The following is a 26,090-nucleotide window of genomic DNA, read 5'->3' as shown; positions in this document are numbered from 1 at the left end:
CCCGGACGCCTGCGAGGCGCCGGGTTCGAACCTCACGATCAGACCGCGCGCTTCTTCAGCTTGCGGCGCTCTCGCTCGGACAGCCCGCCCCAGATGCCGAATCTCTCGTCATTGGAAAGGGCGTACTCGAGGCACTCTGCCCGTACCTCGCAACCGACGCAGACCTTCTTGGCCTCGCGTGTGGAGCCGCCCTTCTCCGGGAAGAACGCCTCCGGGTCGGTCTGGGCGCAGAGTGAGCGCTCCTGCCAGGAGAGCTCGCCCTCCTGTTCTCCCGTATCCGACCAAACCACCTTCAGCTCGTGCATGACCCCTCCTCGACCCTGACTTGCACTGTTGCTGCACCCGGCGACACCGTTCCCCGGAGGGGATGGACATAACGCCCATTCCTCCCAGTGACGCGACCCCGACGAATACAACAATGAAATTACATGCGTGTCATACGCCCTACGTCAAGCCGGTTGGTGATATTCGCTGGACGAATTCGCGGTGGTCACCCCGAGCTCCACGACGCAGCGGCACGGCTGAGAGGATCGGCACATGCGCATCACCGCCCTGGCCGGAGGTGTCGGCGGCGCCCGGTTCCTCCGGGGCCTGCTCCACCACGCCCGACAGTCCTACCCGCTCGGCTCGGATCGCGACCACCTCGAGCTGACAGTCATCGGCAACACCGGCGACGACATCACGCTGTTCGGCCTGCGCGTCTGCCCCGACATCGACACGCTCCTCTACACGCTCGGCGGAGGAATCCACGAGGGACAGGGCTGGGGGCGAGCCGACGAGTCGCACCATCTCGCGGCCGAGCTGGCCGCGCTCGGCGCCGAGCCGCAGTGGTTCACCCTCGGTGACAAGGACTTCGCCACCCACGTCTACCGCTCCCAGCTGCTCGGCCAGGGTATGCCGCTCAGCGCGGTCGTCGAGCGGCTCTCCGCCCGGTGGGGGCTGGGTGAGCTGGGCGTCAGGCTGCTGCCGATGACCGACACCCCCGTCGAGACGCACGTCGTGGTCGAGGAGCAGGGCGAGCAGCGCGCGATCCACTTCCAGGAGTGGTGGGTCCGCCACCGGGCCGAGCTGCCTGCCGACCGGTTCGTCGTCGCGGGTCTCGACCGTGCGACGGCCGCCCCCGGCGTCCTCGACGCGATCCGCGGCGCCGACGTCGTCATCCTGCCGCCGAGCAACCCCGTCGTCTCGATCGGGATCATCCTCGGAGTGCCCGGCATCCGCGACGCCCTGCGCGGCACCCGCGCCCCCGTCGTCGGGGTCTCCCCGCTCGTCGGCGGCCGTCCGGTGCGCGGCCATGCCGACGTGTGCCTGCGGACCATCGGTGTCGAGGAGACGAGCGCCGGCGTGGCGGGGCTCTACGCCGACTTCCTCGCCGGGTGGCTCGTCGACGAGGACGACCCGATGGCGGACCGACCCGACCTCGAGGTCGTGCGCCGACCGCTGCTCATGAGCTCGGTCGAAGCCGCCGCCGACATGGCAGGAGCCGCCCTGGACCTCGGCCTGCGACTGCGCGCGGAGCGGGCACCGGCGTGACCGCGCAGATCACGATCACCCCGCTCACCGGCATCCCGGAGGTCCACGAGGGCGACGATCTGGCCGACGTCCTCCAGCTCGGCCTCGACCACGCCGGGGTGCGCCTCGAGGACGGCGACGTCCTCGTCGTGTCGAGCAAGATCGCCAGCAAGGCACTCGGTCTCGTCACCCACGACCCCGACAAGGAGCGCGTCGTGCGCGGCGAGACCGAACACGTCGTGGCAGAGCGCGCAGTCGGTGACCGCGTCACGCGTATCGTGCGGGCCAAGGCGGGCCCGATCATGGCGGCCGCCGGTGTCGACGGGTCCAACACCGGAGGGCGCGGCGGGTGGCTGCTGCTCCCCCACGACCCCGACGCGGTGTGCGAGCAGGTCCACGCCGCAGCCCTGGCCCGTCACGGCGTGCGCATCGGCGTCGTCCTCAGCGACACCGCGGGCCGTCCGTGGCGGATCGGGCAGGTCGACTTCGCCCTGGGCGCCCACGGACTGCGGGTCCTCGACGACCTTCGCGGTGGCTCGGACGCCGACGGCAGGCCGCTCGAGGTCACGACCCGGGCGCTGGCCGACGAGATCGCCGCGGCCGCCGACCTCGCCAAGGGCAAGGTGTCGGGGGTGCCTGCCGCGCTGCTGCGTGGGCTGCGCGGAGTGCTCGTCGACGAGCCGCTCGAGACGCATCCGCGCGGGCGCGACCTCGTGCGCACCGGCCCCGGCGACTGGTTCGGCTACGGTCGCGTCGAGGCGGTCCGCGCGGCGCTCGGCATCGAGCCGGGCAGCCCGGAGGCCGCCGAGGTCGGGGTCGCACCCGCCGACGGTGACACGAGGCTCGAGGCCGTCGCCAGGGCGGTCCGCGTCGCCCTGCACGGCGTCGAGTCGGGCACGGCCGACGTCGGACGGCTCACGGTCACGGTCGGCGCCGACACGGCATACGAGCTGGGGGTCCTCGTCACACGACTGTGCACGGCACTGTGGTGCGAGTGGCTCGAGGGGCGCGCCGACCCACCGTCGGCCGACGGGCTGTCCGCGGTCGTCCACGTCAGCGCCGCCCACTCGGGCTGACAGCCTCGCCGTCTGACCGATCGGGCAGGACCGGTCGTCAGACGGTGAAGACGACCTTGCCGAAGACGTCGCCGTCGACCATGCGGGCGAAGCCGCCACGCGCCTGCGCGAGGGGCAGCACGGAGTCGATGGCCGGCTCGATGCGGCGCTGCTCGACGAGGCGGGCCAGCTGCGCAAGCTCTTCGCGCGTGCCCATCGTCGAGCCGATGACCCGCAGCTGCTTGAAGAAGATCTTCGTCAGCTCTGCCTTGGACGGGGCGTCGCCCGACGTCGCGCCGGAGATGACGATCGTGCCGCCCGGGCGCAGCGAGTTGACCGAGTGCGACCACGTCGCGGCGCCGACGGTCTCCATGACGGCGTCGACCCGGTCGGGCAGGCGCTCCCCCGAGGCGAAGACGCGGTCGGCGCCGATCTCGACGGCCCGCCGGCCACGGGCCTCGTCGCGCGAGGTGACCCACATCCGGTAGCCGGCGGCCGAGCCGAGCTGGACGAGCGCCGTGGCGACGCCACCACCCGCGCCCTGGACGAGGACGGTGCCGCCCGGCTGCACCCCCGAGTTGGTGAACAGCATGCGGTATGCCGTGAGCCACGCCGTCGAGAGGCACGCCGCGGCCTCCCACGACACCGACTCGGGCTTGGGCACGACGTTGCCCGCGGGGACGAGCACCTTCTCGGCGAGCGTCCCGTCGTGCAGCTCGGACAGGAGCGTGCGCCGCGGGTCGAGGGTCTCGTCGCCGCGCCAGCCGTCGGAGGCCACCACCGCGTGGACGATGACCTCGTTGCCGTCGGGGTCGAGGCCGGCCCCGTCGCAGCCGAGGACCATGGGGAGGCGGTCCGGCGCGAGGCCGACGCCGCGCAGCGACCAGACGTCGTGGTGGTTCAGCGCAGCGGCCTTGAGGTCGACGACCACCCAGCCGTCCCGGGGCTGCGGGTCCGGGCGCTCGTCGACGACGAGGCCGGACAGCGGGTCGGACGCGGACTGACTGGCGGCGAAGGCGGCGAGCATCCCAGCACCATAGTGACCGGTGGCCGTTGGACGCCCCGGTAGGGTCCTGCCCGTGACCGACAACACGCACGTCCAGGGCGCCTCGGGCGCCTCGTCGACGGCCGAGGCCGGTAGCGCCGGAGGGCTCCCCCTCCCCGCGTCGTCGAGGGGGGTCGACCCTCAGTCCGTGGCACTCGTGGCCGTCTTCACGGCCCTGCTCGTCGCCGCCGCGGTCCTTCCCGGGATCCCGGTCGGCGGCTTCGGCGTGCCCATCACGCTGCAGACGCTCGCGGTCATGCTCACCGGCCTCGTCCTCGGTCCCGTTCGCGGCGGTCTGGCCGTGCTGCTCTACCTCGTGCTCGGCTTCGTCGGGCTCCCCGTGTTCAGCCGTGGCCAGTCCGGTCTGCAGGTGCTGACCGGGCCGACTGCCGGCTATCTCGTGTCGTTCGTCGTCGCGGCCCTCGTCGTCGGGCTGGCCGCCCGCCACACCGTGCGGCGCGCCCGGCCCACGCTCTGGGTGCCGCTGCTGCTCGTCGGGTCGGTCGTCACGACGGTCGTCGTCGTCCACCCTCTCGGCATCGCCGGCCTCATGGTCAACCTCGACCTCCCGCTCTCGGCCGCCGTCAGCGCCGACCTGCCCTTCCTGCCGGGCGACCTCGCGAAGGATGTGGTGGCCGTCCTCGCCGCTGTGGCCGTGCACCGGGCGTTCCCCGACGTGCTGGCCCGCCCGGGTCGCCGGCCCGCCTGACGTCCCGTGACGCAGCGGTGAAGTCGCCGTGACGCAACAGTGAGGCAGCAGTGAGGCAGCAGTGAGGCACCAGTGAGGCACCAGTGACGACGGTCCGGATGGAGGGGGCCACCGTCACGGTGCCCGTCGACGGGTCGCCCGGCGGACGCAGCCGGACGATCCTCGGGCCGGTCGACCTGGCGCTCGACGAGGCACGGGTCAGCGTCATCGGGGCGAACGGATCCGGCAAGTCGACGCTGCTGCGCCTGGTCAACGGCCTCGTGGCCCCGACCTCGGGCACGGTGACCATCGACGGCCTCGACACGGTTCGCCATGGCGCCCGGGTCCGCCGCCGCGTCGCGTTCGGCTTCACCGACCCCCTGTCGCAGCTCGTCATGCCCACCGGACGCGAGGACGTCGAGCTCTCCCTCCGGCGCCGGCACCGCAACCGCACCGACCGTCGCGCAGCCGCCGATGAGGTGCTCGCGCGTTTCGGCCTGACCCACCTCGGCGACCAGAGCGTCTACGACCTGTCGGGCGGCGAGCGCCAGCTCATGGCGCTCGCCGTGGTCCTCGCGACCGACCCTGCCCTGCTCGTCCTCGACGAGCCGACGACGCTGCTCGACCGCCGCAACACCTCGCGCCTCACGAGACTCCTGGAGACGCTGCCCCAGACGGTCGTCCTGGCCACGCACGACCTCGAGCTCGCCCTTCTCGCCGACCGCACGCTCGTCGTCGACGCCGGGCGCGTCGTGTTCGACGGCGAGCCGGCCATGGCTGTCGAGCGCTACCGGCACCTGGTGGACGAGCCGTGACCAGCCCCGGCCTGTTTACGGCGCACGTACCAGGCACGTCACTTCTGCACCGGATCCCCTTGTGGCCCAAACTCGCCGGAGTCCTCACCGTGGGCGCGATGGCCTGGCTCGTGGACTCTCCGTGGCCCTTCGCGGTCGTCACCCTCGTCCTCGCGACCATCACCGGGGCCGCAGGGCTGCGAGTGCGCCGGCTCGTCCGGTCGATCCGGACGCTGCTGCCCGTTCTCGTGGTGCTGCTCGCCTTCCAGTGGTGGTCGCAGGACCTCGCGTATGCCGTCCGCGTCGTCCTCGGCATCGCCAACGCGTTCGTCGCGGCCGGCATCCTCACCGCAACGACTCCCGTGACCGACCTGCTCGATGCCGTCGTGCGGGCGGCGCATCCGCTGCGCCGGGTCATCGACCCCGAGGTCGTGGCACTGACGCTCGGGATCGTCGTTCGCTCCGTCCCGTGGGTTGCCGGCTCCTTCGCGGCAGTGCGCCAGTCTGCCCGTGCACGAGGACTCGAGCGCGACCCACGCGCGGTCGTCGTCCCCACGGTCGTGCACGTCGTCGCCTTCGCGCGAGCAACCGGGGAGGCGCTCGCGGCGCGCGGTCTGACCGACCCACCGGACGACGAGTCGGGCCCCGACGACGGCAGCGGCGGACGCCGCTCCTGAGGAGCGACGCCGCCGCTGCGGGATCGTGGCGCTAGCGAGACGCCGTGAGGACGAGCGCCGAGACGGCCTCGGCGACCGCCGGCGCCACGCGGTCGTCGAAGACGCTCGGCACCACGTGGTCCGCGGTTGGCGCCTCGACGAGGCCGGCGATGGCCCGTGCGGCGGCGAGCTTCATCTCCTCGGTCACGCGCCGCGCCCCGGAGTCCAGGGCGCCGCGGAAGATGCCGGGGAACGCCAGCACGTTGTTGATCTGGTTCGGGAAGTCCGAGCGTCCGGTCGCGACGACCTCGGCGAACCGGGCTGCCACGACCGGGTGCACCTCCGGGTCGGGGTTGGCGAGCGCGAAGATGATCGCGCGCGGCGCCATGCGCATGAGGTCGCGCTCGCCGACGGTGCCGCCCGACACCCCGATCAGGACGTCGGCACCGGACAGGGCATCGCCGATGGTCCCCGTGACGCCGCGCGGGTTCGTGATGGCGCGCAGCTCGTCCTTGTGCGCGACGAGGTCGTCGCGGTCGGGGCCGAGCACGCCACGTGAGTCGACGACGACGACGTCGGTCACGCCGGCGGCCACGAGGATTCGACTCACGGCGACGCCGGCCGCGCCGGCTCCGGAGACGACCACGGTGAGCTCGGACAGCTCCTTGTCCACCACCTGCACGGCGTTGAGCAGGGCAGCGAGCGCGACGATGGCCGTGCCGTGCTGGTCGTCGTGGAACACCGGGATGTCGAGCCGGTCCTGCAGCCGCCGCTCGATCTCGAAGCACCGTGGGGCAGAGATGTCCTCGAGGTTGATGCCGCCGTACGTCGGTGCGATCCGAGCGACGGCGTCGACGATCTCCTCGACGGTCCCCGTCTCCATGCACACCGGGACGGCATCGACGTCGGCGAAGTGCTTGAAGAGGACGGCCTTGCCCTCCATGACGGGCATCGCGGCGAGCGGGCCGACGGCGCCGAGCCCCAGCACTGCCGTGCCGTCGCTGACGACGGCAACGGTGTTGCGGCGCGAGGTGTAGACCCCCGCGAGGGTCGGGTCGGCCGCGATGGCCCGGGACACCTGGGCGACACCGGGCGTGTAGAGCAGGGACAGGTCCGCTGCGTCTCGCAACGGTGACGTGGCGTGTACCCCGAGCTTTCCGCCCTCGTGGACGCGGAAGACCGGGTCACTCGGGTCGAAGAGCTGGCTGGTGGGCAACGCACTCATGCTGGAACACCTCGTTCGCATGGAGAAGGAGAGGGCAGACGCCCTCACTGGTTGAACAGTGCCGGGGGTCTGGCCTGCAAGCTCGTTCTCGCGACGGGGGTTGCCCGAAGGCGCCATTCTGGCACGCCGGGAGTCGGCGACCAAGGATGGGAGAGCGTGACGGCCGTCTCAGGCCTCGGTGCGCGGGTTGTCGATCGACTTGAGCAAGGCATCGACGACGCGTGGGTCGTACTCGTAGCCGAGCCCGAGGTAGATGCGCTCGACGGCGGCCTCACGGGCCCGGACGCTGCGCGCACCCGCGGTGAGGTCCTCGTAGGCGTTGACGACCTTGACGATCCGGCTCGTCAGCGGGATCTCCTCGCCGAGCTCTCGCACCTGGCGGTACGGCGTCGTCTGGTGCTCGAGGATCTGCGCGACCCCCTCGAAGACGCCGGTCTCGCGCACGATGGCGACGGTGTCCGCCTCGATGCGCCGCTGGTCGGCCGGAGCCGCGAGGACGGTGGCCCCGCCGGGGATGGGCTCGACGAGTGCGACCTGTCCGATGTCGTGCAGCAGCGCGGCGTACTCGAGGTCGAGCAGCTCACGCTCCGACAGGCCCAGCTCACGGCCGACCCGTACGGACAGGGCAGCGACACGCTCCGAGTGACCCGAGGGCGTGTACCCGGCCGCGTCGGTGAGACGAGACAGGGTCCGGATGCTCTGCAGATAGGTCGCCCGGATGCTGACGTAGCGCCGGAACGCGAAGAGAGTCAGCACGAGCGGCATGAGGAAGAGCGGGAGCGCAGCCACGCCGAGCGGCGGCGCGGCGAGGGCGATGAGGACGCCGGTGACCGTGACCGCCATCGAGAGAGCGAAGGAGGAGCGGAACTCCTCGACGAAGGTGCGACGCAGGTTCACGGTCGCGGTGACGGCCCGGAGCACGGACGTGAAGAGGGCGTCGGTCACGAGTGCCACCATGCAGATGCCGAGCATCAGGGCCGCGCGCTGCCAGGGCATCGGCGTGTCGTCGGGCACAGCGGTGCCCGGGGGCTGACGGAGCACCGCGGCGCGGTAGACCACCGTCACGAAGGCGATGGCGACGAACCGCCCGGTCGTCTCGACGATGCTCGTCTCGCGGCCGGCCACGACGCGCACGGTCGTCCCGAGGACCATCGCCACCGAGGTCACGGCGAGCACGAAGGGCGCGCTGTACGCGACCTGGACGTCACCGGGGAGCTCCGTCGTGAGGGCCAGCCCGAAGGCGGAGGCCATCGCGATGGGCGCCGCCCCCCGGAAGCCGGGCGCCGACAGATGGAACCACTCGCCGAGCACGATGGTCACGGCGAACGCCGCGACGAGGCCGAGCGTGGCCACGTCGTACATCGGTGGGACGTCGCCGGTCTGGATGGTCAGGATGAGCGAGACGAGCAGGCCCAGCAGTCCGAGCACGGCGGCCACCGGCTCGCGGCGTACCGCGCCGTTCACGTGGTCCCGCTCGCAGACGACGTCGCGGGCCAGCCGTGCTTGTCGAGGGCGACCACGGTGGCCGCCACGACGTCGGGGTCGAAGCGGTCGGGGTCGGAGCGCAGCCGACGCGTCACGTCGGCGATGGACACCGGGGAGCCGCCCTCGAGGTCCTGCATGACGCCCTCGACGGCGGAGACGACGGCGACGATGCGCGCGGCGACCGGGATGGCGTCTCCCGCGAGCCCGTCAGGACGTCCCCGCCCGTCGAAGCGCTCGTGCTGGTGCCGGATGCCGGAACGCGCGTCCTCGAGGAAGTCGATGCCCTCGATCATCCGGGCTCCCATGACGCAGTGCCGGTCGATGACGCGACGCTCTGCCGGTGTCAGCGACTCGACGGGCCGGCGCAGCAGGCGCGTCGCGACCCCGAGGTGGCCGATCTCGTGCAGCGTGGCGGCGTAGCGAACGGTGCCGATCTGCCCCGGCGGGAGGCCGAGCTCCTCGGCGACCCACTCGGCGACGGCTGCTGCCCGACGGCTGCGTTCGACGGCTGGCGGCTCCTTGGTGCCGAGTGCGGTCACGAGGGTGTCGATGGTCCGTTCGTGCGAGCGAAGCTCCTCCCCGTACTGGATGAAGGCCCACCTGGCGGCCAGGAGGGGGGCCATGACGAGGAGCGCGCTGAACGCGTCGAGCCCGGCCGGGAACCAGAGGATGACGAAGAGCAGCCCGATGATGCCGTAGCCGATGTAGGCCACTCCCGAGCCACTCAGCACGCGACGCACCTGGACCCCGAAGGGGGTTCCCTGGTCGAGGTGGATGACCCCGGAGAGCAACACGGCGTTGACGAGACAGCCGACGACGTCGGCGGCCAGGAGCGGCAGCCCGACACTGGTCGCCAGGTCGGCCGTGCTCATGTCGATCATGTCGGTGCCGGAGGCGCCCCTGAGCAGGCGGTAGGTCATCGCCGCCGCCGCGCCGACCAGCCCGCTCATGGCGGCGTTGAACATCGTGGCGGTCCAGCGAGGTTGCCGCCGGTCGATCAGCATCGAGAGCGAGCCGACGATCCAGGCCCCGAAGACACCGACGATCGCGGCCGACGCGACGAGGATGATCGACAGGAACGAGAAGCTGATTCGCAGACCGACGTCGGGTTCGCGGATCTGGTAGCTGACGAGTCCCATGATGCACAGCAGCACGAGGGGCCCGACCTGCGGCCGCGGCAGGAAGAGCCACGACAGGACACCGACAGCGAGCGAGGTTGCGAGAACGAGCGCGAGGTAGCCCGGCAACCACTTGGACCGCAGGGTGACGGTGGCTGCCTGACTCACGTCAGTCACGGTAGCGCGACGGCACCGGGGCCCTCAGAAGACCCCGGTGCCGTGCAACGGCGTCCGGGTTGGTCAGCCGCCCCAGCCCCAGACGCTGGCGATGGAGATCATGGCGCGGGTGGCGAAGTCGGTGCTGGCGATGGCCGACAGAAGGGCAGCGAACATTTGGGGGCTCCTTGAATGCGTTGATGTTCCGGATGCGTGCGCCATGGAGGGGCGTTGCTGCGGCAGCACAGAACAACTGAGGTTTCCCTCGATCATCACAGTGCCAAAGACAGGGGGCGCACAGAAGTAGACCCGACCAACTCTTGGGCGGATCTATACCAAGATTTTAAGGTTTGCGGCGGAACCCCGCACCCGAATTGGGCGGCTCCGGGCCGATGTGGAAGAATCATGTCTTCGTGCCCGCATGGGCACGATACCTGATCCACCAAGGAGAGCCGACGATGAGCAAGCGCGCCCGCAAGCGCCGCTCCCGCAAGGGCAACGCCGCCAACCACGGCCGCAAGCCCAACGCCTGAGCCGCAGACGTCAAGGCCCGCTCCCGACGATGTCGGGGCGGGCCTTCGTCGTCTCCCGCGCCAGACCAGCGCTAGACGAGCACATGACCGGCTCGAGACCGGTGCATGACCGTTCGGGGTGGGCCCCGTCAGCCGCGGTCGACCCGGATGACGGTCATCGAGATGCGCGACATGATCGTCATCCGCAGCGCCTCTGGCGCCTGCTCGCACTCGCACGAGCGCTTGATCAGCGACTTGAGCGTGGTGTCGAGGTCGTACTCCTTGAGGCACGGGCCGCACTCGTCGAGATGGGCCTGGATCTTGGCGCACTCGTCGGGGCCGAGCTCGCCGTCGAGGTACTCGTAGATGCGCAGCAGCGCCTCGGAGCAGTCGGTGCGCGACTCACCCGCCGGGTGCTCGTTCATGACCGGGTTCCTTCCGTGCCCGTGCCGCCGGTCGTGCCTGCCGCGACGAAACCGCGCTCGGCGGCGTACTCCGAGAGAAGCTCTCGCAGCTGGCGCCGCCCGCGGTGCAGGCGGCTCATCACGGTGCCGATCGGCGTGTCCATGATTTCGGCGATCTCCTTGTAGGAGTAGCCCTCTACGTCGGCGAAGTACACCGCGAGCCGGAACTCCTCGGGGATCGCCTGGAGCGCCCGCTTGACGTCGCTGTCGGGGAGGTGGTCGAGCGCCTCCGCCTCCGCGGAACGCAGTCCCACCGAGGTGTGCGACTCGGCGCGGGCGAGCTGGTAGTCCTCGATCTCGGCCGAGTCGGACTCGAGGGGCTGTCGCTGCTTCTTGCGGTAGCTGTTGATGTACGTGTTGGTGAGGATGCGGTACATCCACGCCTTGAGGTTCGTGCCCGGCCGGTACTGGTGGAAGGCGGCGTACGCCTTCGCGAACGTCTCCTGGACGAGGTCCTCGGCGTCGCTGGGGTTGCGTGTCGTACGCAGGGCCGCGCTGTACAGCTGGTCGAGCAGCGGCATCGCCTCGCGCTCGAAGCGAGAGCGGCGCTCCGCGTCGCTCTCGGTGGCGACGTCGACCGTCGCGTCGGCGTCCTCCTGCGAGGTGCGCACCGGCGTGCTGGGCTCGTCGGTGCTCGGGTCCGCGAGCCGCAGGGCAGCGCTGGGTTCGGTCTTCTTGTCCTTTGCCATCGCCTCCCAGCCTAGACCGGCGGGCAGGCTCGACCGACCGTGCTCCACGGGCACGGTCGTCACGCCGTCGGGCGCACGGGTGGGGCAGGTGACCATGCCTCGTGCAACGACACCTAGCCGGGGAGCATTCCCGCGATCGAGGTGAGCGCCTCGGTGAGGGCGCTGCGTGAGCTCTTGGGATAGCTGTGCGCGCCGGGGACCTCTACGAGCGTGGCGCCGGAAGGCAGGTGCGGGCGCACTTCGGCGGGCGTGCCGAAGGTGTCGTTGATGCCCTGCACGACCCAGGTGGGGTCGGGGGCGAGCGCGAGCTCGTGGGCACGCAGCTTGTCGGGCTGCCCCGGCAGGTGGAGCGGGAAGCTGAGCAGGAGTGCGGCGTCGGCCTCGAGCGGCCCGGCCGTGCGGCAGGCCACGCGGGCGCCGGCGCTGCGGCCACCGAGGACGAGCGGGCGCGGCAGCCTTCCGCGCCCGGTGACGAGCGCCTCGACGATGGGCACCCAGGCGGCGTCGAGGGTCGGAGGCCGACCGGCGACCTTGCGTCCGGCGACGAGCCACGGCTGCTCGACGAGCACCACGGCCCAGCCGGCGCCGACGAGGACCTCGCGTGCGATGGCGAGGTCGATGGCGCCCAGGCCTCCCCCGGCACCGTGGCCGAGCACGACCACGCCACGCGGCCGCGGCGGCCGCTGCACGTGCGCGCGGCCCGGGCCACCGGGCGTCTCGATGAGGCGCACGGTGGTGCGGACGGGGGCGCTCATGCGCCGACCACCTCACCGGTCATGGGGTCGACCACTCCCTCGAGCTCGTGCGCCGGCACGGGCTCGACGAGGGCCGGCCCGTTGTTGCGGGTAGCGCCGACGGCGCGGCTGACCGGGTGCGCCTCGAAGCGGCCGGGCCGCGCGAACTCGAGGACGCCCTGGACGTAGGCGGGGTCCTTCTCGTCGGGGTCCACCCACCGCTGCCACTGCTCGGGCTCCAGGACGAGCGGCTGGCGGTCGTGGATGCGGTCCATCCCGGGGTCGGCAGCCGTCGTGATGATGGTGAAGGTGGTGAGCCACGCGCCCGGGTCGCCGTCGGGCAGCCCCGGGTCTCGCCAGAACTCGTAGAGCCCCGCGAACGCGACGGGCGCACGGTCGGCGCGGTGGATGAAGAACGGTTGCTTGCGCGGTTTGCCCTTGGCGTCGACGGCCGTCGGAGAGACCTGCCACTCGTACCAGCCGTCGGCCGGCACGATGCAACGCCGAGAGAGGGCAGCCTTGGCGAAGGCGCCCTTGCCGAGCACCGACTCCGCGCGCGCGTTGGTCATGCGCAGCCCCATCGTCACGTCCTTGGACCACGCTGGAACGAGGCCCCAGGTCAGCAGCCTCAGCTGGCGTCTCGGGTCGGCGTCGTCGGCGTCGCCGTCGCTCGACCGGGGCCGGCGCGTCAGCACGACCGGCGCCTGCTTCGAGGGCGCCACGTTCCAGTCGGGCTCACCTGGGGGCGGGCTCTGCGGGTTCTTCAGCACGCTGCGGGCCGGCTCGCCGGTGTGGTCCTCGTCGACGTCGAAGGCCTCGATGAGCTCGTCAGGCCGCGCGCTCGCGGCATACCTCCCGCACATGCGCCACAGCGTATGCCGTGTCGCCCACGTCGACGGCGGCTCACAGGAGCCGGCCCACAGGTGGGGCACGGGGCCCGGCGCCGCGGGTATGTCGATACCGTAGGTGTCCACTGGTCCACGATGGCCACGGTCCGCTCCGGTGGACCGCCGGCCGGAGGAGGAAGTCCCATGATCGTCCGCCGACTCGCCCGCCCGCTGCTCGCCTCCGTGTTCGTCGCCGCCGGCGTCGAGGCGCTGCGCAACCCGGCCGCGCGCACCGACCAGGCCGCGCACCTGCTCCAGAAGGTGCCCGACCAGGTTCCCGGCGTGGAGGTGGCCGCGAAGGACCCGGACCTGTTCGTCCGCGTCAACGGTGCGGCCCTGCTCGGCGGCGGCATCCTGCTCGCCACGGGCCGCATGCCGCGGCTCGCCTCGACGGTGCTGGCCGCGTCCGTCGTGCCGACGACGGCGATCGAGCACGCCTTCTGGGAGGAGACCGACCCGACGCGCAAGGCGCAGAGCCGCAGCCTCTTCCTCAAGAACGTCGGCCTGCTGGGTGGTCTGCTGCTGGCTGCCGTCGACACCGAGGGCAAGCCGGGCCTCGCCTGGCGCGCCCAGCACGCCACGAAGACGACGCGCCGCGAGGCCCGTCACGCCAGGCAGGCCGCGAAGCGTGAGGCGCGCCTGCTCGCCCATCGAGCCCAGGACATCGTGAGCTGAGTTGAGTCCCGCTGACCCATCGCCCCATCCGGCACCCGCAGGGGTGTCACCCATGACCACCGGTGCGCCCGAGGGCGACACCCTGACGGCAGAGGCCGACTGGGCCGCCCCGCTCGCGGCGGGGCCGCTCGACGCGACGGTCGTCCTGCCCGGCAGCAAGTCGCTGACCAACCGCTACCTCGTGCTCGCCGCCCTGGCGAGCGAGCGCTCGCGCCTGCGGTCCCCGCTGCGCTCGCGCGACACGCTCCTCATGGCCGACGCGCTGCGCTCGCTCGGGGTGCAGATCGACGACGTCCCCCCCGACGGCGACGCCACGGCGGGCTCGGTCGACGACTGGCTCGTCACCCCGCCCGAGTCGCTCCGCGGCCATGTCACCGTCGACTGCGGCCTCGCGGGCACCGTCATGCGGTTCCTGCCCGCGGTGGCCGCACTCGCCGACGGTCCGGTGCGCCTCGACGGCGACCCGCAGGCACGGGTCCGCCCGATGGGCCCGGTCGTCGACGCGCTGCGCGTCCTGGGTGCCGACGTCGCCGACGACGCGGGGCACCTGCCCATCACCGTCAACGGGCGCGGTCATGTGCCGGGCGGCTCGGTGACCATGGACGCGTCCGCGTCGTCGCAGTTCATCTCTGCACTGCTGCTGGCGGGTGCGCGCTACGACGACGGCGTCACGGTCCATCACGACGGCAAGCCGGTCCCGAGCGAGCCCCACATCCTCATGACGGTGGAGACGCTGCGCGACGCGGGTGCGATCGTCGACGACAGCGAGCCCAACACCTGGCGGGTCGAGCCCTCTGAGATCAACGCGCTCGACGTGTCCGTCGAGCCCGACCTGTCCAACGCGGGTCCGTTCGTCGCGGCCGCGCTCGTCGTGGGCGGCACGGTCCGCGTGCCCGGGTGGCCGCAGCACACGACCCAGGCGGGCGACATGCTCCGCGAGATCCTCGACACGATGGGCGCCGACGTGCGCCTCGACCGCTCGGGGCTCACGGTGGTCGGCGGTGACGAGCTCGTCGGCATCGACATCGACCTGCACGATGCGGCGGAGCTGACGCCGACCGTCGCGGCCCTCGCCGCGCTCGCCTCGACGCCGTCGTGGATCCGCGGTGTGGCGCACATCCGGGGCCACGAGACCGACCGGCTCGCAGCCCTGACGGCCGAGCTCGGCGGCGTCGGCTCCGACGTCACCGAGACCGAGGACGGTCTGCGCATCTCCCCGGCACCCTTGCGGGGTGGGCGTTTCCGTAGCTACCACGACCACAGGATGGCCACCGCCGGGGCGATCATCGGCCTGCGGGTGCCCGGCGTTCACGTCGAGGACATCGGTACGACACGCAAGACGCTCCCCGACTTCGTGGGCCTGTGGCAGGGCATGCTCGCGGGCGCGGCCCCGGTGGTGCTCACCCGATGAGCTGGCGGGACCTCGACGAGGGCGACGTGCGCGTCCGCCCCACCCGCAAGGGCTCGAGGCCCCGCACCAAGGAACGGCCGGCACACTCCGACGCCGTCGTGGCGATGGTCATCGGGGTCGACCGCGGCCGTTACACGTGTCTGATCCCGAAGGGTGCGCTCGGCAAGAAGGAGCCCGAGCGTGTCGTGACGGCGATGAAGGCCCGTGACATCGGCCGCACGCGGGTCGTCGTCGGTGACGACGTCGCTCTCGTCGGTGACCTGGCGGGCGGGCCCGACGCCCTCGCCCGGATCGTGCGCATCGAGGAGCGGCGCTCGGTGCTGCGGCGCACCGCCGACGACACCGACCCCTTCGAGCGGATCATCGTCGCGAACGCCGACCAGCTCGTCATCGTCACGGCCCTCGCCGACCCCGAGCCTCGACCTCGGATGGTCGACCGGTGCCTCGTCGCGGCATACGACGCCGACCTCGAGCCACTCCTGGCCCTGACGAAGGCCGACCTCGTCGACCCGGGCCCGTTCCTCGCGAGGTATTCACCCCTCGAGGTCGACCACGTCGTCACGTCGCGCACCGCGAGCGACTTCTCGGGCCTCGAGGATCTCCGCGCCAAGCTGTCTGGCAAGGTGTCGGTTCTCGTCGGGCATTCGGGCGTCGGCAAGAGCACCCTCGTCAACGGCCTCGTGCCGGGTGCGCTGCGCGCCACCGGGTCGGTCAACGACACGACGGGCCGGGGTCGGCACACCTCGACGAATGCTGTGGCGCTGCGTCTGCGTGGGGCCCACGGAGCCGACGACGGCTGGGTCATCGACACGCCGGGCATCCGGTCGTTCGGTCTCGCCCACATCGATGTCGACCGCATCATCGACCACTTCCCCGACCTGGCCGCGGGCACCGAGAACTGTCCGCGCGGCTGCACGCACGACGAGGAGGAGTGTGCTCTCGACGCGTGGGTCACCGACGGGCACGCCGGACCCGCGGGCCCCTCGCGTCTCGCCTCGCTCCGGCGGCTGCTGGCGAGCCGCGCCGGCGAGGAGCACTGACCCCGAGGCCGCAACCGGCCGACCAACGCTGTGCCGCAACGGCATACGGTCTCCGGCAGGTCACGGTCGCGTGACGTCGCGCTGCGGAGCGAGGGTGCTCCCCCCGTTCCCCGGGGGGATGCCGCTAGGTTGACCCGGTGACCTCCTACGACGACGACCTCCGTCTGGCCCATGTCCTCGCGGATGCCGTCGAGCGCGTGACGATCGCTCGCTTCCGCGCGGCCGACCTCGTCGTCGAGAGCAAGCCCGACCTGACCCCTGTGACCGACGCCGACCGCGCCGCCGAGGAGCTCGTGCGTGCGCAGCTGAAGCGGACCCGCCCGCGCGACGCCGTCGAGGGCGAGGAGTTCGAGACGACCGGCCACGGCCCACGTCGCTGGATCATCGACCCCATCGACGGCACGAAGAACTTCGTCCGCGGGGTGCCTGTCTGGGCCACGCTCATCGCTCTCGTCGTCGACAACGAGCCCGTGCTCGGCCTCGTCGCGGCGCCCGCCCTCCAGCGGCGCTGGTGGGCTGCGCGCGGGTCGGGTGCGTGGACGGGTCGCTCCCTGTCCTCGGCCAAGCGGATCTCGGTGTCGCAGGTGGGTCGGCTCGGCGATGCGTCGCTGTCGTACTCCTCGCTCGCCGGGTGGCGCGTGCGAGGACGCCGGGACGACTTCCTCGACCTCATGGACGACTGCTGGCGGACCCGCGCCTACGGCGACTTCTGGTCCTACATGCTCGTGGCCGAGGGCGCCGCCGACATCGCTGCCGAGCCGGAGCTGGCCGTGCACGACATGGCCGCGCTCGTCGCGATCGTCGAGGAGGCCGGTGGCCGTTTCACGGGGCTCGACGGCAGGCCTGGCTGCTGGAGCGGCAACGCCCTGGCGACCAACCGCCTGCTCCACGACGAGGTGCTCTCACGCATCGGCACTCCCTCGGCCTGAGGTGCGACGAATGGTCTCGAGCGATCCCGCTGCCGTGGTCCGGCAGGCCTCCGGCCAGGACGTGCCCGCCCTCGCCGCGGTCGCCGCGGCGACCTTCGAGCTGGCGTGCCCGCCGTCGATGACCCGCGAGCGCGTTGAGGCGTTCGTCGCCGACGTGCTCTCGCCGGCGCGGTTCACCGAGTACGCCGCCGACCCTGCACGTCACCTGCTCCTCGCGGAGCGGGAGGGCGAGACGCTCGGCTACGCGATGCTCGTGGCGGGCGAGCCCCGGGACGACGACGTTCGTGCCGCGATCCGGCACCGCCCGACCGCTGAGCTGTCGAAGATCTACGTCCTGCCGCAGGCCCACGGCACCGGGGCCGCGGCACTGCTCATGAGTCGCTCCCTGGCGTGGGCGCGGGACCGTGGCGCAGCGGGCGTGTGGCTCGGCGTCAACCAGGAGAACGAGCGCGCGCAGCGCTTCTACGCCAAGAGCGGCTTCGAGCGGGTCGGCACGAAACGGTTCCTCGTCGGCGGGACCTACGAGGACGACTTCGTCATGGAACGGCCGCTCCGGCCCTGACGTCGACCTCCGACGGTCGCCGGGACGGGGACGACCCGGACCGCTCAGGCGTCCTTGACGACCGTGACGTCCCCGAGGCCCAGGGCCTGGACCGCGTCGAGGTGCCCCGCCGCGTCACCGACCATGACGATCGTCCACCCGGCGCCGGGAGCCCCGCGGCCGATGCCCGCCTCCTCGGCGAAGCGGGCGTACGCCGCCTCGACCCTCGCGCGGTCGACCGTCGCGAGGTCGCGCAGGTTGGCCGTCGTGAACGCCGTGGTGCGCGCGTCGAGCGCCATGCCCACCGCCTCGTCGGCGATCGTGTCGGCCGTCGCATAGCGTCCCGGCGCAGTCTTCGAGATGAAGTCGACGCCGGAGCGGATCTCCTTGTCGCTGAAGCCGTCTCGTCCACTCTCGAGGATCTCGACGAGCAGCCTCAGGGACTCGGCGGTGGAGTCGGCCCGCACCGATCCGGACGTCAGGAACACCCCACCACGTCGACGCGGTCGGAAGCTCGAGCGGATGCCGTACGTGTAGCCCTTCTCCTCGCGCAGCACGGCATCGATCCGCGCGTTCGGGGACCCACCGAGGACGAAGCCGAGCACCGGGTAGGGCGCCCAACCGCCTTCGACCGATCGGTCGGGCCCGGGCGCACCGATGACGAACTCGGTCTGCACCGACCCGGGCCGTGAGACGAGGACGATGCGGCCCCGGTCGTGGGCGAGCTCGGCGGCGTGCTGCAGGGCGCGGTCCCGGTCGCGGGGTCCTCCGACCCAGCCACCGAGCGACGCCTCGACGAGCGCGGGGACGTCGAGAGCCTCGAGGTCACCGGCGACGACGATCGTCACGCCCGCGGCCACGACGTGCTCGGCGTGGAAGGCGACGACGTCGTCGCGGGTGATCGCCGCGACGGTCTCCCGGGTGCCACCCGTGGGCCGCGACGAACGGTCCTCGGGCGCATAGAAGGTGCGCACGAACTCGAGGCCTGCACGGTGCGCGGCGACGGACCGCTCCTGCTCGATCTCGGCCTGGCGCGTGCGCACCTGGCGGGCGACCTCCGCCTGAGGGAACGCGGGCTCCGTGAGGATCTGCCGCAGCAGGTCGAGGGCCGGTTCGAGGTTGCCCTTGACGACGTCGAGGTCGATGGACAGGCCCGCGTCGGCCATCCCGGCGCCGAAGCTGACGCCCTTGCGCTCGAGCAGGCGCGCGAACTCCTCCGCCGTGTGGTTCTCGGTGCCCTCGTCGAGGGTGCGCGCCATGATCGAGGCGACGCCCTCACGGTCGCGCGGCTCGTCGCGCAGCGACACCGGAAGCCCGAGCCGAACGGACAGGACGTACTGCCCGGGCACGTCGTAGGTGATGAGACGCAGGCCGTTGGCCAGGTCGTGCGTGCTGCCGTCGGGGAAGTCCCACGGCTCGGGCGGCGCGACGGCGGGGCGGGCGACGGCGCTCATGCGGCCTCCTCCGAATCCTTCTCGGTGTCTTTCTCGGTGTCCTTGCTCGTGTCGGCGAGGTAGCGCACGACCGCACGCGAGCCGGGGTCGAGCCAGGCCTGCGCGGCGGCGCGGGCCTGCTCTGCGGTCACCGCGCGGATCCGGTCGACGAACGTGTTGACGTATGCCGGGTCGCCCGTGAGCAGGGCATGGTGGCTGATGTGGTCGGCGCGCTCCTCGATGCTGGCGAGAGCGCTCAGCCACGATCGCTCGGTGTCGGCGATGACCGACTCGAGCTCGGCGGTATCCGGCCCCTCCGCGATGAAGCGGGCGATCTCTTCGCACACCGCGGCCTCGACCTGGTCCACGTCGGCGCCGACGGACACGTCCACCGTGATCGTGCCGAGCCCCACGCCGTCCACCAGGCCCATCGTCCAGCCACCGACCGCGACGGCTGTCTCGTCGGTGCGCACGAGGCGGCGCACGAGGCGCGAGCTCGCGAGACCACCGAGGACGTCGACGGCGACCTGGCACGCGAGGTAGTCGGGCGTCGTGTCGACGGGGAGACGGAACGAGACGTAGATGCGGTCGTTCGGCACGTCCCCGACGCGGTCGAGGCGGACCGGCTCGCCGATGGGCGGCAGCTGTGGCAGGCGCTCGCGGGGGTGGAGCTCGATCGCGGGCAGGTGGCCGAAGTAGGTCTCGGCCGCGGCGAAGCCCGCCTCGGGGGTCACGTCCCCCACCAGGGTGAGCACAGTGTTGTTGGGCCCGTAGTGCGCCCGGAAGAAGGCGTGCACGTCCTCGAGCGTCGCGGCGTCGAGGTCCTCCATCGAGCCGATCGTCGGGTGGTGGTAGGGGTGGTCCTCGGGGAAGACGGTCGCGTAGATGTCGATGAGCGCCGAGCCATAGGGCACGTTGTCGTAGCGCTGGCGCTTCTCCTCCTTGACGACGTCGCGCTGGTTGTCGAGGTTCTCCTGGGTCACGGCGTCGAGCAGGTGTCCGTGACGGTCGGCCTCGAGCCAGAGGGCCAGCTCGAGCGCACCGGTCGGCACCGTCTCGAAGTAGTTGGTGCGGTCGAACCACGTCGTGGCGTTGAGCCGGGCGCCTTCGTCCATGAGCGCCGAGAAGTGCTCGCCCGAAGCCACGTTGCGGCTCCCCTGGAACATCAGGTGCTCGAACAGGTGGGCAAAGCCCGTGCGTCCGGGAGTCTCGTGTCGGGAGCCGACACCGACCCAGAGGTTCACCGCGACGTTGGGCACCGTGTGGTCCTCGCTGACGATGACACGCAGGCCGTTGGCGAGCGTCCGCTCGACGAGGGGGTACGAGATCGCTGTCACGGGCTCGACCCTATTCGAAGTCCTGACGTCAACGGCGGCAACCTCCACCCACAGTCGTCGGTAACGCTGCGTTATGATCTTCTCGGATAGCATCACCACGCGCTATGCTTGCCTGATGGCGACGAATCCCCGCGACGACCTGCTCTCCACGATCCGCGCGAGCGTCATCGGCGACGACCAGGTGATGCACGGGCCCTACGGTCCGCGGCGCGTCACCTACGCCGACTACACCGCATCCGGCCGAGGCCTGAGCTTCATCGAGGACTTCATCCGCGACGAGGTCCTCCCCCGCTACGCCAACACGCACACCGAGAGCTCCGGCACGGGCCTGCAGACGACTCGGCTGCGCGAGGACGCGCGACGCGCGATCCGCGACGCGGTCGGAGGCGACGACGAGACGGTCGTCGTCTTCGCCGGGTCCGGCTGCACCGGGGCCATCGACAAGCTCGTCGGGATCCTCGGGCTGCGTGTCCCCTCCAACTTCGAGGACCGTTGGCACGCAAGCGATCTCGTGCCCGCTGGCGAGCGTCCCGTCGTCTTCATCGGCCCCTACGAGCACCACTCCAACGAGGTCATGTGGCGCGAGTGCGTCGCTGACGTCGTCGTCATCCCGCAGGACCTCGACGGCCACGTGGACGTCGAGGTCCTCCGCGAACGCCTGCACGAGCACGCCGACCGGCCGCTCCTCATCGGGTCGTTCTCGGCGGCGAGCAACGTGACCGGCATCGTCACCGACACGGACGCCATCTCGACCCTGCTCCACGAGCACGGCGCCCTCGCCTTCTGGGACTACGCCGCCGCGGCGCCCTACGTCCACATCGAGATGTACGGCCGCGGCGGGCGTGGAGTCGCCGGCCCCATGGCGTACAAGGACGCCGTCTTCATCAGCCCGCACAAGTTCATCGGCGGACCCAGCACACCCGGCGTCCTGGTCGTCCGACGCGAGCTGATGACCAACCGCGTGCCCGACGTGCCCGGTGGCGGCACCGTGACGTACGTCAACCCCGACGACCACGACTACCTCACCGACCCGGCCCACCGGGAGGAGGGCGGCACACCCGCGATCATCGAGGCGATCCGCGCCGGCCTGGTCTTCAAGCTCAAGGAGGCGGTCGGCGTCGAGACGATCCGCGCCCGAGAGGACCACTTCCTCGAGCGCGCCGTCGAGGGGTGGCGCGAGGAGCCGGCGATCGAGATCCTCGGCAACCTCGCCGCCGAACGCCTCTCGATCGTCTCGTTCGTCGTGCACGCCCCGAGCGGCCGCTATCTGCACCACAACTTCGTCGTCGCCGTCCTCAACGACCTCTTCGGCATCCAGGCGCGTGGGGGCTGCTCGTGCGCCGGCCCCTACGGCCACTACCTGCTCGGTATCGACCTCGAGCGGTCGCACGAGTTCGAACGCGAGATCGGGCGTGGCTGCGAGGGCATCAAGCCCGGGTGGGTCCGGGTGAACTTCAACTACTTCATCTCCGACGTCGTCGCCGACTACGTCGTCGAGGCAGTCCGCCTCATCGCCCGCGACGGGTGGCGACTGCTCGGCGACTACGACTTCGACCCGGCGACCGGTCGTTGGCGGCACAAGGACGGCCCCGTGGAGCCTCCGCTGCGGCTGCACCAGGTCCGCTTCGAGGATGGGCGGCTGCGCTACCCGGAGCAGCACGAACGCGCCGGCGAGGACGCCCTCGCCGGCTACCTCGACGAGGCGCGCGCCCTGCTCGCCACCGCCGCACCGCAGCGCTGCGACGAGGCCCACGTGAGCCTCGACTTCGACCACCTGCGGTGGTTCGAGCTGCCGGTGACGAGCCTGTCGCGCTGAGTCCGCGCTGAGCCCGCGCTGACTTCGGCGCTGACTCGCGCGAGGTCAGGGCACCAGGACGAGCTTGCCGCCCGCATGCCCGCCGGCGCTGAGCTCCTGGGCCGCCCCAGCCTCGTCGAGCGGGAACACGCGTCCGATCGTCGTGGTCAGCTCGCCCGCGGCTCGCCGCGCCACGAGGTCAGCGAGTGCTGACGCCGACCGCTCGGCCTGTGAGCTGAACGTGATCCCCTTGGTGAAAGCGGCCGCGTCAGCGATGGTCACGAGGCGTTCGCTGCCGCCGAGCAGCTCGACCGAGTCGTCGAGGACCCCCCTGCCGGTCGTGTCGAGCACGGCGTCGACACCGCCGGGCGCGATCGCACGAACCCGGTCGAGCCACCCGTCGCCGTATGCCGTCGGGGTCGCTCCGAGGCTCGCCACACGCTCCTGGTTGGCCGGGGACGCCGTTCCGATGACCTTGACTCCGGCAGCGGCGGCGAGCTGGGTGGCCAGCTCGCCGACAGCTCCGCTCGCACCGTGCACCAGCAGGGTCTCCCCAGGCCTAAGGTCGAGCAGCCGGAGCACCCGCTGGGCGGCCTCGCCCGCCACCGGCAACGAGACGGCGACCGCGGGTTCGAGACCTTCGGGGACGACGGCATACGTCGCGAGCACCGCGAGCTCGGCGTAGGCACCGCCCTCGGTGAAGCCGACGACACGGTCCCCCTCGGCCACGTCGCCGACGCCGACGCCGAGTCTGTCGACGATCCCGGCGGCCTCGATGCCGAGCAGCAGTGGCATGGGTGTGTCGGGCGAGGCCATCGCGCCGCTGCGCAGCTTGGCGTCGAAATGGTTGACCCCGACGGCCTCGACGCGCACACGCACCTGACCGGCCCCCGGCTGCGGGTCGGGCAGCTGCGCCGCATGCAGCTCCTCGGGCCCGCCGAAGCGGTCGATGACGATGGCCTTCATGGGTCCTCCTACCGGCGGGCGCCCCCGGTCGGGCGACGTCGTCAGGTCAACCACGGGGACCACGGCCGTATGCCCCTAGGGCGCGAGACCCGCGTACCCGGTGTAGTCGTGAACGGCTGTACCCGCATAGCTCGGGCTGGCCGCGGCGGCGGTGTCCACCTGGGCGAGCTGGGCCTCCATCTGGGTCACGGTGTACCCGTAGAAGGTCTGCTTGACGTCGGTGGGCTCGGGGCCGAGGTAGTTCGTCTCCTGGCCGATGCGAACGGGTTTGCCGAGAGCCGCCCCGGATGCCAGCTCGGCCTGCGAGATCGCGATCGTCCCGTCGATGCCGGCCGCGGTGTTGCGGTAGGCCATGACCGTGACCGCAGAGACACGGCGCATCGTCTCCTTGTCGAGCGTCGACCTCTTGCCTGCCTTGACCTCGTCGAACCAGAACGGGATGTCGGCCTCGACCGGCGTGCGGCCGCTCGCCGCGACGAGCCGGTCGAGCATCGCCAGGTACTTCGTGACCGTCGTCGACCGGTTGCTCGACCACGCGGGCGTGGTCCACGGCTCGACATCGACGTGCAACCCGGTGAAGAGCCCTGTGGCGAGCGTGGGCTTGACCCAGTGGTCGACGGCCCACGTGGGGTTGTCCACCCAACCGGCGTCGCCACCCAGCGCGTCGACGCGCAGGCCCGCCGCCCGGGCACGGGTCACGAGATCCCGCAGCCGGGTCAGCTGCGAGCTCGACGTGACGTCGGGCGGCACCCCGACGAACAGCTGCTGGACCCGGCGGGCCTGCGCCAGCTGCACGACCGAGTCGGCGTCCTGCCACACCCACACCCACATCGCTCTGGGCGAGCTCGTGGCCGCGGCCGAGGGCAGCGCCGAGAGCGCTGAGAGCGCGGCGGAGCCGACCATGGCCACGAGCATCGCAGCCGCGGCCACGCCGCGACGTCTCAGCCTCATCTGGACCTCCACCCCTCTGGACCCGAGAGAGCGACTGTTCCAGAGGACGACCGGTCGTGACAGCGAAACGGGCCAGATGGCCTCGATGTCGCGCCGATGTCCAGAGGTGGGGCTGGGGCCGGACACGACGAAGGGCCCGGATCTCTCCGGGCCCTTCGTGTCGCTGACGCGTTTGGTAGCGGGGGCACGATCAGACTGGTGCCGTTGCCGTCACGGTCGCCCCGAGCTCGGAGGACGTCGAAGCCGGGGGGGTGACCGACCTGCCGAAGCCGCACTCCGCGGCAACCTCGCATGAAGACTGGCGGCCGAGAGCCCCGTGCCTATGCCCGGTGCGGACCGGCGAGGCGTTCGGCCAGGAACTCACGCTCGGCGTCGTTCCCTGTCAGTTCCATTGCCTGGCGGTAGGCGATCGAAGCCTCCTCCCAGCGGCCCAGCCGATGCAGCAGGTCCGCCTTGATCGCCGGTAGGTACTGGTATCGCGCGAGCCGGCCGTCCTTCTCCAACTCGGCAACCTCCACCAGCGCCTGCGCCGGCCCCGAGACCATCGACACCGCCACCGTGCGGTTCAGCGCCACCACCGGTGAGGGCCACACCGACAGCAGCTCGTCGTAGAGAGTCACGATCTGGGTCCAGTCCGTCTGGTCGTACGACGGCGCCTCGGCGTAGAGCGAGGCGATCGCCGCCTGCAGGAGATAGCGGCTCGGTCGGCCTCCTCGCAGACCGTCCATGATCAGGTCGTGCGCCTCGGCAATCGCCGAGCGGTCCCAGAGCGATCGATCCTGGTCCTCCAGTCGCAGCAGGCGGCCGTCGGCGTCGACCCGGGTGGCGCGCCGGGCGTCGGTGACCAGCAGCAGAGCGAGCAGCCCCCGCACCTCCCGCTCGTCAGGCATCAGCTCCCGCAGCATCCGCGTCAACTGCAGCGACTGGTCCACCAGGTCCGTACGCACCAGCAACGCGCCCGACGGCGCCGTGTGCCCGGTGGTGAACAGCAGATGGATCACACCCAGCACCGCGTGCAGTCGATCAGGTAGCTCAGCCCCTCCAGGTAGCCGGAAGGGGATCCGCGCCGCCGAGATCTTCTTCTTCGCCCGGGTCAGACGGGCAGCCATCGTCGGCTCCGACACCAGAAACGCCCTGGCGATAGCGGCGGTCGTCGCCCCGCACACCAGACGCAGCGTCAGTGCCAGCTGAGCCTCCTGTGCCAACGCCGGATGGCAGCACATGAAGATCAGCCTCAACCGCTCGTCCTGCACTACGTCCTCCGGCACGACGACGGTTGGTCCGTCGGTGGCCACCTCGCCCTCCCCCTCCTCGCGCTCCACGAGCAGCGGGAGTTTCGAGCGGAGCGTCTGCTCGCGCCGCACCGCGTCCATCGCGCGGCGCTTCGCCGCGGTGGTGAGCCAGGCCGTCGGATTGTCTGGGATCCCGTCGCGGGTCCAGCTCGCCAGGGCGGCGGCATACGCCTCCTGCACGCACTCCTCGGCCAGGTCCAGGTCGCGCGCGACGCGCGCCGCCGCGGCGAGCACCAGGGCCCACCCGCGACGGTGCGCGTCCGCGACGGCCGCTTCGACGTCTGCCGGGGGCGTCATGCCGTAACGGGTCGGTCCACGATGAAGCCGCCTTCGACGGGCCGCACCTCGACACCGCCGTCCTGCTGGGTGGCCGGATTGGCCCGGGCGATCGTCAGAGCGGCGTCCAGGTGGGGTGCCTCGATGATGGCGAAGCCGGCGATGACTTCCTTGGCGTCGACGAACGGGCCGTCTGTCACCACGTCGCCGCGGACCGAGGTCGCTGTGTCGACGGCGGGCTGCAGCGCGAATGCCGCGACCAGGGCCCCGGAACTCACCATGTCCTCGAAGTGGCGGTCGTGGGCCTCCCGCGCCCCGGGGACGACCTCGGCTTCGTCGACGTGGGCCTTGGAGTAGATGAGGATCGCGTACTGAGCCATGGCGGTTGTCCTTCCAGGTCGTTGTTGCTGACACCCTTACGTCG

Annotated in this window: 27 protein-coding genes; 12 read left to right on the top strand and 15 right to left on the bottom strand. The window is 71.6% G+C overall.

From position 1 onward, the window contains the following. Positions 1-38: 38 nt before the first annotated feature. Complete coding sequence (locus ACFQU3_RS08255) at positions 39-305, bottom strand: WhiB family transcriptional regulator (protein WP_188030276.1); 267 nt, start codon at positions 303-305, stop codon at positions 39-41. A gap of 232 nt (positions 306-537) precedes the next feature. Here ACFQU3_RS08255 and cofD point away from each other — a divergent pair, with 232 nt between their 5' ends. Both cofD and ACFQU3_RS08245 read left to right on the top strand, forming a co-directional pair. Then, positions 538-1,533, top strand: coding sequence for a 2-phospho-L-lactate transferase (gene cofD / locus ACFQU3_RS08250; protein WP_385908559.1), 996 nt, complete (start codon positions 538-540; stop codon positions 1,531-1,533). Continuing rightward, on the top strand, positions 1,530-2,588 hold the full coding sequence (locus ACFQU3_RS08245) for a coenzyme F420-0:L-glutamate ligase (protein WP_385908557.1): 1,059 nt from the start codon (positions 1,530-1,532) through the stop codon (positions 2,586-2,588). The genes cofD and ACFQU3_RS08245 overlap by 4 nt, the downstream gene beginning before the upstream one ends. 37 nt (positions 2,589-2,625) lie before the next feature. Here the strand turns inward: ACFQU3_RS08245 and ACFQU3_RS08240 are convergent, their stop codons facing one another. Beyond that, positions 2,626-3,594, bottom strand: a complete 969-nt coding sequence (locus ACFQU3_RS08240; protein WP_385908555.1) for a zinc-binding dehydrogenase — start codon at positions 3,592-3,594, stop codon at positions 2,626-2,628. A 52-nt stretch (positions 3,595-3,646) separates the two neighbouring features. Between ACFQU3_RS08240 and ACFQU3_RS08235 the strand changes: the two genes are divergently transcribed. The 3 genes from ACFQU3_RS08235 to ACFQU3_RS08225 all read left to right on the top strand — a co-directional run bounded on the left by ACFQU3_RS08235 (position 3,647) and on the right by ACFQU3_RS08225 (position 5,771). Continuing rightward, complete coding sequence (locus tag ACFQU3_RS08235) at positions 3,647-4,321, top strand: biotin transporter BioY (RefSeq protein WP_385908553.1); 675 nt, start codon at positions 3,647-3,649, stop codon at positions 4,319-4,321. 83 nt (positions 4,322-4,404) lie between these two features. Further along, complete coding sequence (locus ACFQU3_RS08230; RefSeq protein ID WP_385908552.1) at positions 4,405-5,115, top strand: energy-coupling factor ABC transporter ATP-binding protein; 711 nt, start codon at positions 4,405-4,407, stop codon at positions 5,113-5,115. Further along, positions 5,112-5,771: an energy-coupling factor transporter transmembrane component T family protein gene (locus ACFQU3_RS08225; protein WP_385908550.1), complete on the top strand. Its 660-nt coding sequence runs from the start codon at positions 5,112-5,114 to the stop codon at positions 5,769-5,771. The genes ACFQU3_RS08230 and ACFQU3_RS08225 overlap by 4 nt, the downstream gene beginning before the upstream one ends. 31 nt (positions 5,772-5,802) lie before the next feature. Here ACFQU3_RS08225 and ACFQU3_RS08220 read toward each other — a convergent pair whose 3' ends face one another. From ACFQU3_RS08220 to ACFQU3_RS08210, 3 genes are all read right to left on the bottom strand, one after another. After that, entirely contained in the window at positions 5,803-6,975 is a 1,173-nt protein-coding gene (locus tag ACFQU3_RS08220) for an NADP-dependent malic enzyme (RefSeq protein WP_385908548.1), read from the bottom strand. 168 nt (positions 6,976-7,143) lie between these two features. Beyond that, positions 7,144-8,439: an HD-GYP domain-containing protein gene (locus tag ACFQU3_RS08215; RefSeq protein ID WP_385908547.1), complete on the bottom strand. Its 1,296-nt coding sequence runs from the start codon at positions 8,437-8,439 to the stop codon at positions 7,144-7,146. After that, positions 8,436-9,746 carry an HD-GYP domain-containing protein gene (locus tag ACFQU3_RS08210; protein ID WP_385908545.1) on the bottom strand — a complete coding sequence of 437 codons (1,311 nt, stop codon included), beginning with the start codon at positions 9,744-9,746 and terminating at the stop codon, positions 8,436-8,438. Before ACFQU3_RS08210 ends, ACFQU3_RS08215 begins: the two co-directional genes overlap by 4 nt. A gap of 446 nt (positions 9,747-10,192) precedes the next feature. Here ACFQU3_RS08210 and ACFQU3_RS08205 point away from each other — a divergent pair, with 446 nt between their 5' ends. Next, complete coding sequence (locus tag ACFQU3_RS08205) at positions 10,193-10,267, top strand: 50S ribosomal protein bL37 (RefSeq protein WP_369791897.1); 75 nt, start codon at positions 10,193-10,195, stop codon at positions 10,265-10,267. 128 nt (positions 10,268-10,395) lie between these two features. Here the strand turns inward: ACFQU3_RS08205 and rsrA are convergent, their stop codons facing one another. The 4 genes from rsrA to ACFQU3_RS08185 are packed head-to-tail and all read right to left on the bottom strand — an operon-like array spanning position 10,396 to position 12,996. Beyond that, entirely contained in the window at positions 10,396-10,671 is a 276-nt protein-coding gene (rsrA, locus tag ACFQU3_RS08200; protein ID WP_385908543.1) for a mycothiol system anti-sigma-R factor, read from the bottom strand. Then, positions 10,668-11,495 carry a sigma-70 family RNA polymerase sigma factor gene (locus ACFQU3_RS08195; protein WP_385908541.1) on the bottom strand — a complete coding sequence of 276 codons (828 nt, stop codon included), beginning with the start codon at positions 11,493-11,495 and terminating at the stop codon, positions 10,668-10,670. Before ACFQU3_RS08195 ends, rsrA begins: the two co-directional genes overlap by 4 nt. Before the next feature lie 17 nt (positions 11,496-11,512). Further along, positions 11,513-12,154 (bottom strand): alpha/beta family hydrolase, encoded by a 642-nt coding sequence (locus tag ACFQU3_RS08190; RefSeq protein ID WP_385908539.1) that lies wholly within the window; start codon positions 12,152-12,154, stop codon positions 11,513-11,515. Further along, positions 12,151-12,996 (bottom strand): SOS response-associated peptidase, encoded by an 846-nt coding sequence (locus ACFQU3_RS08185; RefSeq protein ID WP_385908617.1) that lies wholly within the window; start codon positions 12,994-12,996, stop codon positions 12,151-12,153. The genes ACFQU3_RS08190 and ACFQU3_RS08185 overlap by 4 nt, the downstream gene beginning before the upstream one ends. Before the next feature lie 168 nt (positions 12,997-13,164). On the opposite strand from ACFQU3_RS08185, the gene ACFQU3_RS08180 reads away from it, so the two are divergent. The 5 genes from ACFQU3_RS08180 (at position 13,165) to ACFQU3_RS08160 (ending at position 17,637) form a co-directional block, all read left to right on the top strand. Beyond that, entirely contained in the window at positions 13,165-13,695 is a 531-nt protein-coding gene (locus ACFQU3_RS08180) for a DoxX family protein (protein WP_385908537.1), read from the top strand. A 52-nt stretch (positions 13,696-13,747) separates the two neighbouring features. Further along, positions 13,748-15,106, top strand: coding sequence for a 3-phosphoshikimate 1-carboxyvinyltransferase (aroA, locus tag ACFQU3_RS08175; RefSeq protein WP_385908535.1), 1,359 nt, complete (start codon positions 13,748-13,750; stop codon positions 15,104-15,106). Beyond that, positions 15,103-16,146, top strand: coding sequence for a ribosome small subunit-dependent GTPase A (rsgA, locus tag ACFQU3_RS08170; protein WP_385908533.1), 1,044 nt, complete (start codon positions 15,103-15,105; stop codon positions 16,144-16,146). The genes aroA and rsgA overlap by 4 nt, the downstream gene beginning before the upstream one ends. A gap of 137 nt (positions 16,147-16,283) precedes the next feature. Further along, complete coding sequence (gene hisN, locus ACFQU3_RS08165; protein WP_385908531.1) at positions 16,284-17,075, top strand: histidinol-phosphatase; 792 nt, start codon at positions 16,284-16,286, stop codon at positions 17,073-17,075. A 10-nt stretch (positions 17,076-17,085) separates the two neighbouring features. Further along, positions 17,086-17,637 carry a GNAT family N-acetyltransferase gene (locus tag ACFQU3_RS08160; RefSeq protein ID WP_385908529.1) on the top strand — a complete coding sequence of 184 codons (552 nt, stop codon included), beginning with the start codon at positions 17,086-17,088 and terminating at the stop codon, positions 17,635-17,637. A 44-nt stretch (positions 17,638-17,681) separates the two neighbouring features. Here ACFQU3_RS08160 and ACFQU3_RS08155 read toward each other — a convergent pair whose 3' ends face one another. Continuing rightward, complete coding sequence (locus ACFQU3_RS08155; protein ID WP_385908527.1) at positions 17,682-19,070, bottom strand: M16 family metallopeptidase; 1,389 nt, start codon at positions 19,068-19,070, stop codon at positions 17,682-17,684. Continuing rightward, complete coding sequence (locus ACFQU3_RS08150) at positions 19,067-20,386, bottom strand: M16 family metallopeptidase (protein ID WP_385908525.1); 1,320 nt, start codon at positions 20,384-20,386, stop codon at positions 19,067-19,069. Before ACFQU3_RS08150 ends, ACFQU3_RS08155 begins: the two co-directional genes overlap by 4 nt. A 115-nt stretch (positions 20,387-20,501) precedes the next feature. On the opposite strand from ACFQU3_RS08150, the gene ACFQU3_RS08145 reads away from it, so the two are divergent. After that, on the top strand, positions 20,502-22,202 hold the full coding sequence (locus ACFQU3_RS08145) for an aminotransferase class V-fold PLP-dependent enzyme (RefSeq protein ID WP_385908523.1): 1,701 nt from the start codon (positions 20,502-20,504) through the stop codon (positions 22,200-22,202). 45 nt (positions 22,203-22,247) lie between these two features. On the opposite strand, the gene ACFQU3_RS08140 is transcribed toward ACFQU3_RS08145, so the two are convergent. The 4 genes from ACFQU3_RS08140 to ACFQU3_RS08125 form a co-directional block, all read right to left on the bottom strand. Beyond that, complete coding sequence (locus ACFQU3_RS08140) at positions 22,248-23,147, bottom strand: NADP-dependent oxidoreductase (RefSeq protein WP_385908521.1); 900 nt, start codon at positions 23,145-23,147, stop codon at positions 22,248-22,250. A 75-nt stretch (positions 23,148-23,222) separates the two neighbouring features. After that, positions 23,223-24,098 (bottom strand): hypothetical protein, encoded by an 876-nt coding sequence (locus ACFQU3_RS08135; RefSeq protein WP_385908520.1) that lies wholly within the window; start codon positions 24,096-24,098, stop codon positions 23,223-23,225. A gap of 320 nt (positions 24,099-24,418) precedes the next feature. Next, positions 24,419-25,687 (bottom strand): RNA polymerase sigma factor, encoded by a 1,269-nt coding sequence (locus ACFQU3_RS08130; RefSeq protein ID WP_385908518.1) that lies wholly within the window; start codon positions 25,685-25,687, stop codon positions 24,419-24,421. Continuing rightward, positions 25,684-26,046: a YciI family protein gene (locus ACFQU3_RS08125; RefSeq protein WP_385908516.1), complete on the bottom strand. Its 363-nt coding sequence runs from the start codon at positions 26,044-26,046 to the stop codon at positions 25,684-25,686. The genes ACFQU3_RS08130 and ACFQU3_RS08125 overlap by 4 nt, the downstream gene beginning before the upstream one ends. Positions 26,047-26,090: the final 44 nt, after the last annotated feature.

The organism is Terrabacter sp. GCM10028922, from assembly GCF_042666095.1.
Taxonomy (GTDB): domain Bacteria; phylum Actinomycetota; class Actinomycetes; order Actinomycetales; family Dermatophilaceae; genus Terrabacter.
Note: the sequence above shows the minus strand (reverse complement) of the source record. Positions and strands in the feature narration are given on the sequence as shown.

Coding starts and splice junctions, on each gene's coding strand:
- ACFQU3_RS08240 (WP_385908555.1), bottom strand. CDS start 3,594: ATGCTCGCCGCCTTCGCCGCCAGTCAGTCCGCGTCCGACCCGCTGTCC.
- ACFQU3_RS08145 (WP_385908523.1), top strand. CDS start 20,502: ATGGCGACGAATCCCCGCGACGACCTGCTCTCCACGATCCGCGCGAGC.
- ACFQU3_RS08155 (WP_385908527.1), bottom strand. CDS start 19,070: ATGAGCGCCGTCGCCCGCCCCGCCGTCGCGCCGCCCGAGCCGTGGGAC.
- ACFQU3_RS08130 (WP_385908518.1), bottom strand. CDS start 25,687: ATGACGCCCCCGGCAGACGTCGAAGCGGCCGTCGCGGACGCGCACCGT.
- ACFQU3_RS08220 (WP_385908548.1), bottom strand. CDS start 6,975: ATGAGTGCGTTGCCCACCAGCCAGCTCTTCGACCCGAGTGACCCGGTC.
- rsgA (WP_385908533.1), top strand. CDS start 15,103: ATGAGCTGGCGGGACCTCGACGAGGGCGACGTGCGCGTCCGCCCCACC.
- ACFQU3_RS08125 (WP_385908516.1), bottom strand. CDS start 26,046: ATGGCTCAGTACGCGATCCTCATCTACTCCAAGGCCCACGTCGACGAA.
- ACFQU3_RS08135 (WP_385908520.1), bottom strand. CDS start 24,098: ATGAGGCTGAGACGTCGCGGCGTGGCCGCGGCTGCGATGCTCGTGGCC.
- rsrA (WP_385908543.1), bottom strand. CDS start 10,671: ATGAACGAGCACCCGGCGGGTGAGTCGCGCACCGACTGCTCCGAGGCG.
- aroA (WP_385908535.1), top strand. CDS start 13,748: ATGACCACCGGTGCGCCCGAGGGCGACACCCTGACGGCAGAGGCCGAC.
- ACFQU3_RS08180 (WP_385908537.1), top strand. CDS start 13,165: ATGATCGTCCGCCGACTCGCCCGCCCGCTGCTCGCCTCCGTGTTCGTC.
- ACFQU3_RS08255 (WP_188030276.1), bottom strand. CDS start 305: ATGCACGAGCTGAAGGTGGTTTGGTCGGATACGGGAGAACAGGAGGGC.
- ACFQU3_RS08185 (WP_385908617.1), bottom strand. CDS start 12,996: ATGTGCGGGAGGTATGCCGCGAGCGCGCGGCCTGACGAGCTCATCGAG.
- ACFQU3_RS08160 (WP_385908529.1), top strand. CDS start 17,086: ATGGTCTCGAGCGATCCCGCTGCCGTGGTCCGGCAGGCCTCCGGCCAG.
- ACFQU3_RS08195 (WP_385908541.1), bottom strand. CDS start 11,495: ATGGTCACCTGCCCCACCCGTGCGCCCGACGGCGTGACGACCGTGCCC.
- ACFQU3_RS08190 (WP_385908539.1), bottom strand. CDS start 12,154: ATGAGCGCCCCCGTCCGCACCACCGTGCGCCTCATCGAGACGCCCGGT.
- ACFQU3_RS08140 (WP_385908521.1), bottom strand. CDS start 23,147: ATGAAGGCCATCGTCATCGACCGCTTCGGCGGGCCCGAGGAGCTGCAT.
- cofD (WP_385908559.1), top strand. CDS start 538: ATGCGCATCACCGCCCTGGCCGGAGGTGTCGGCGGCGCCCGGTTCCTC.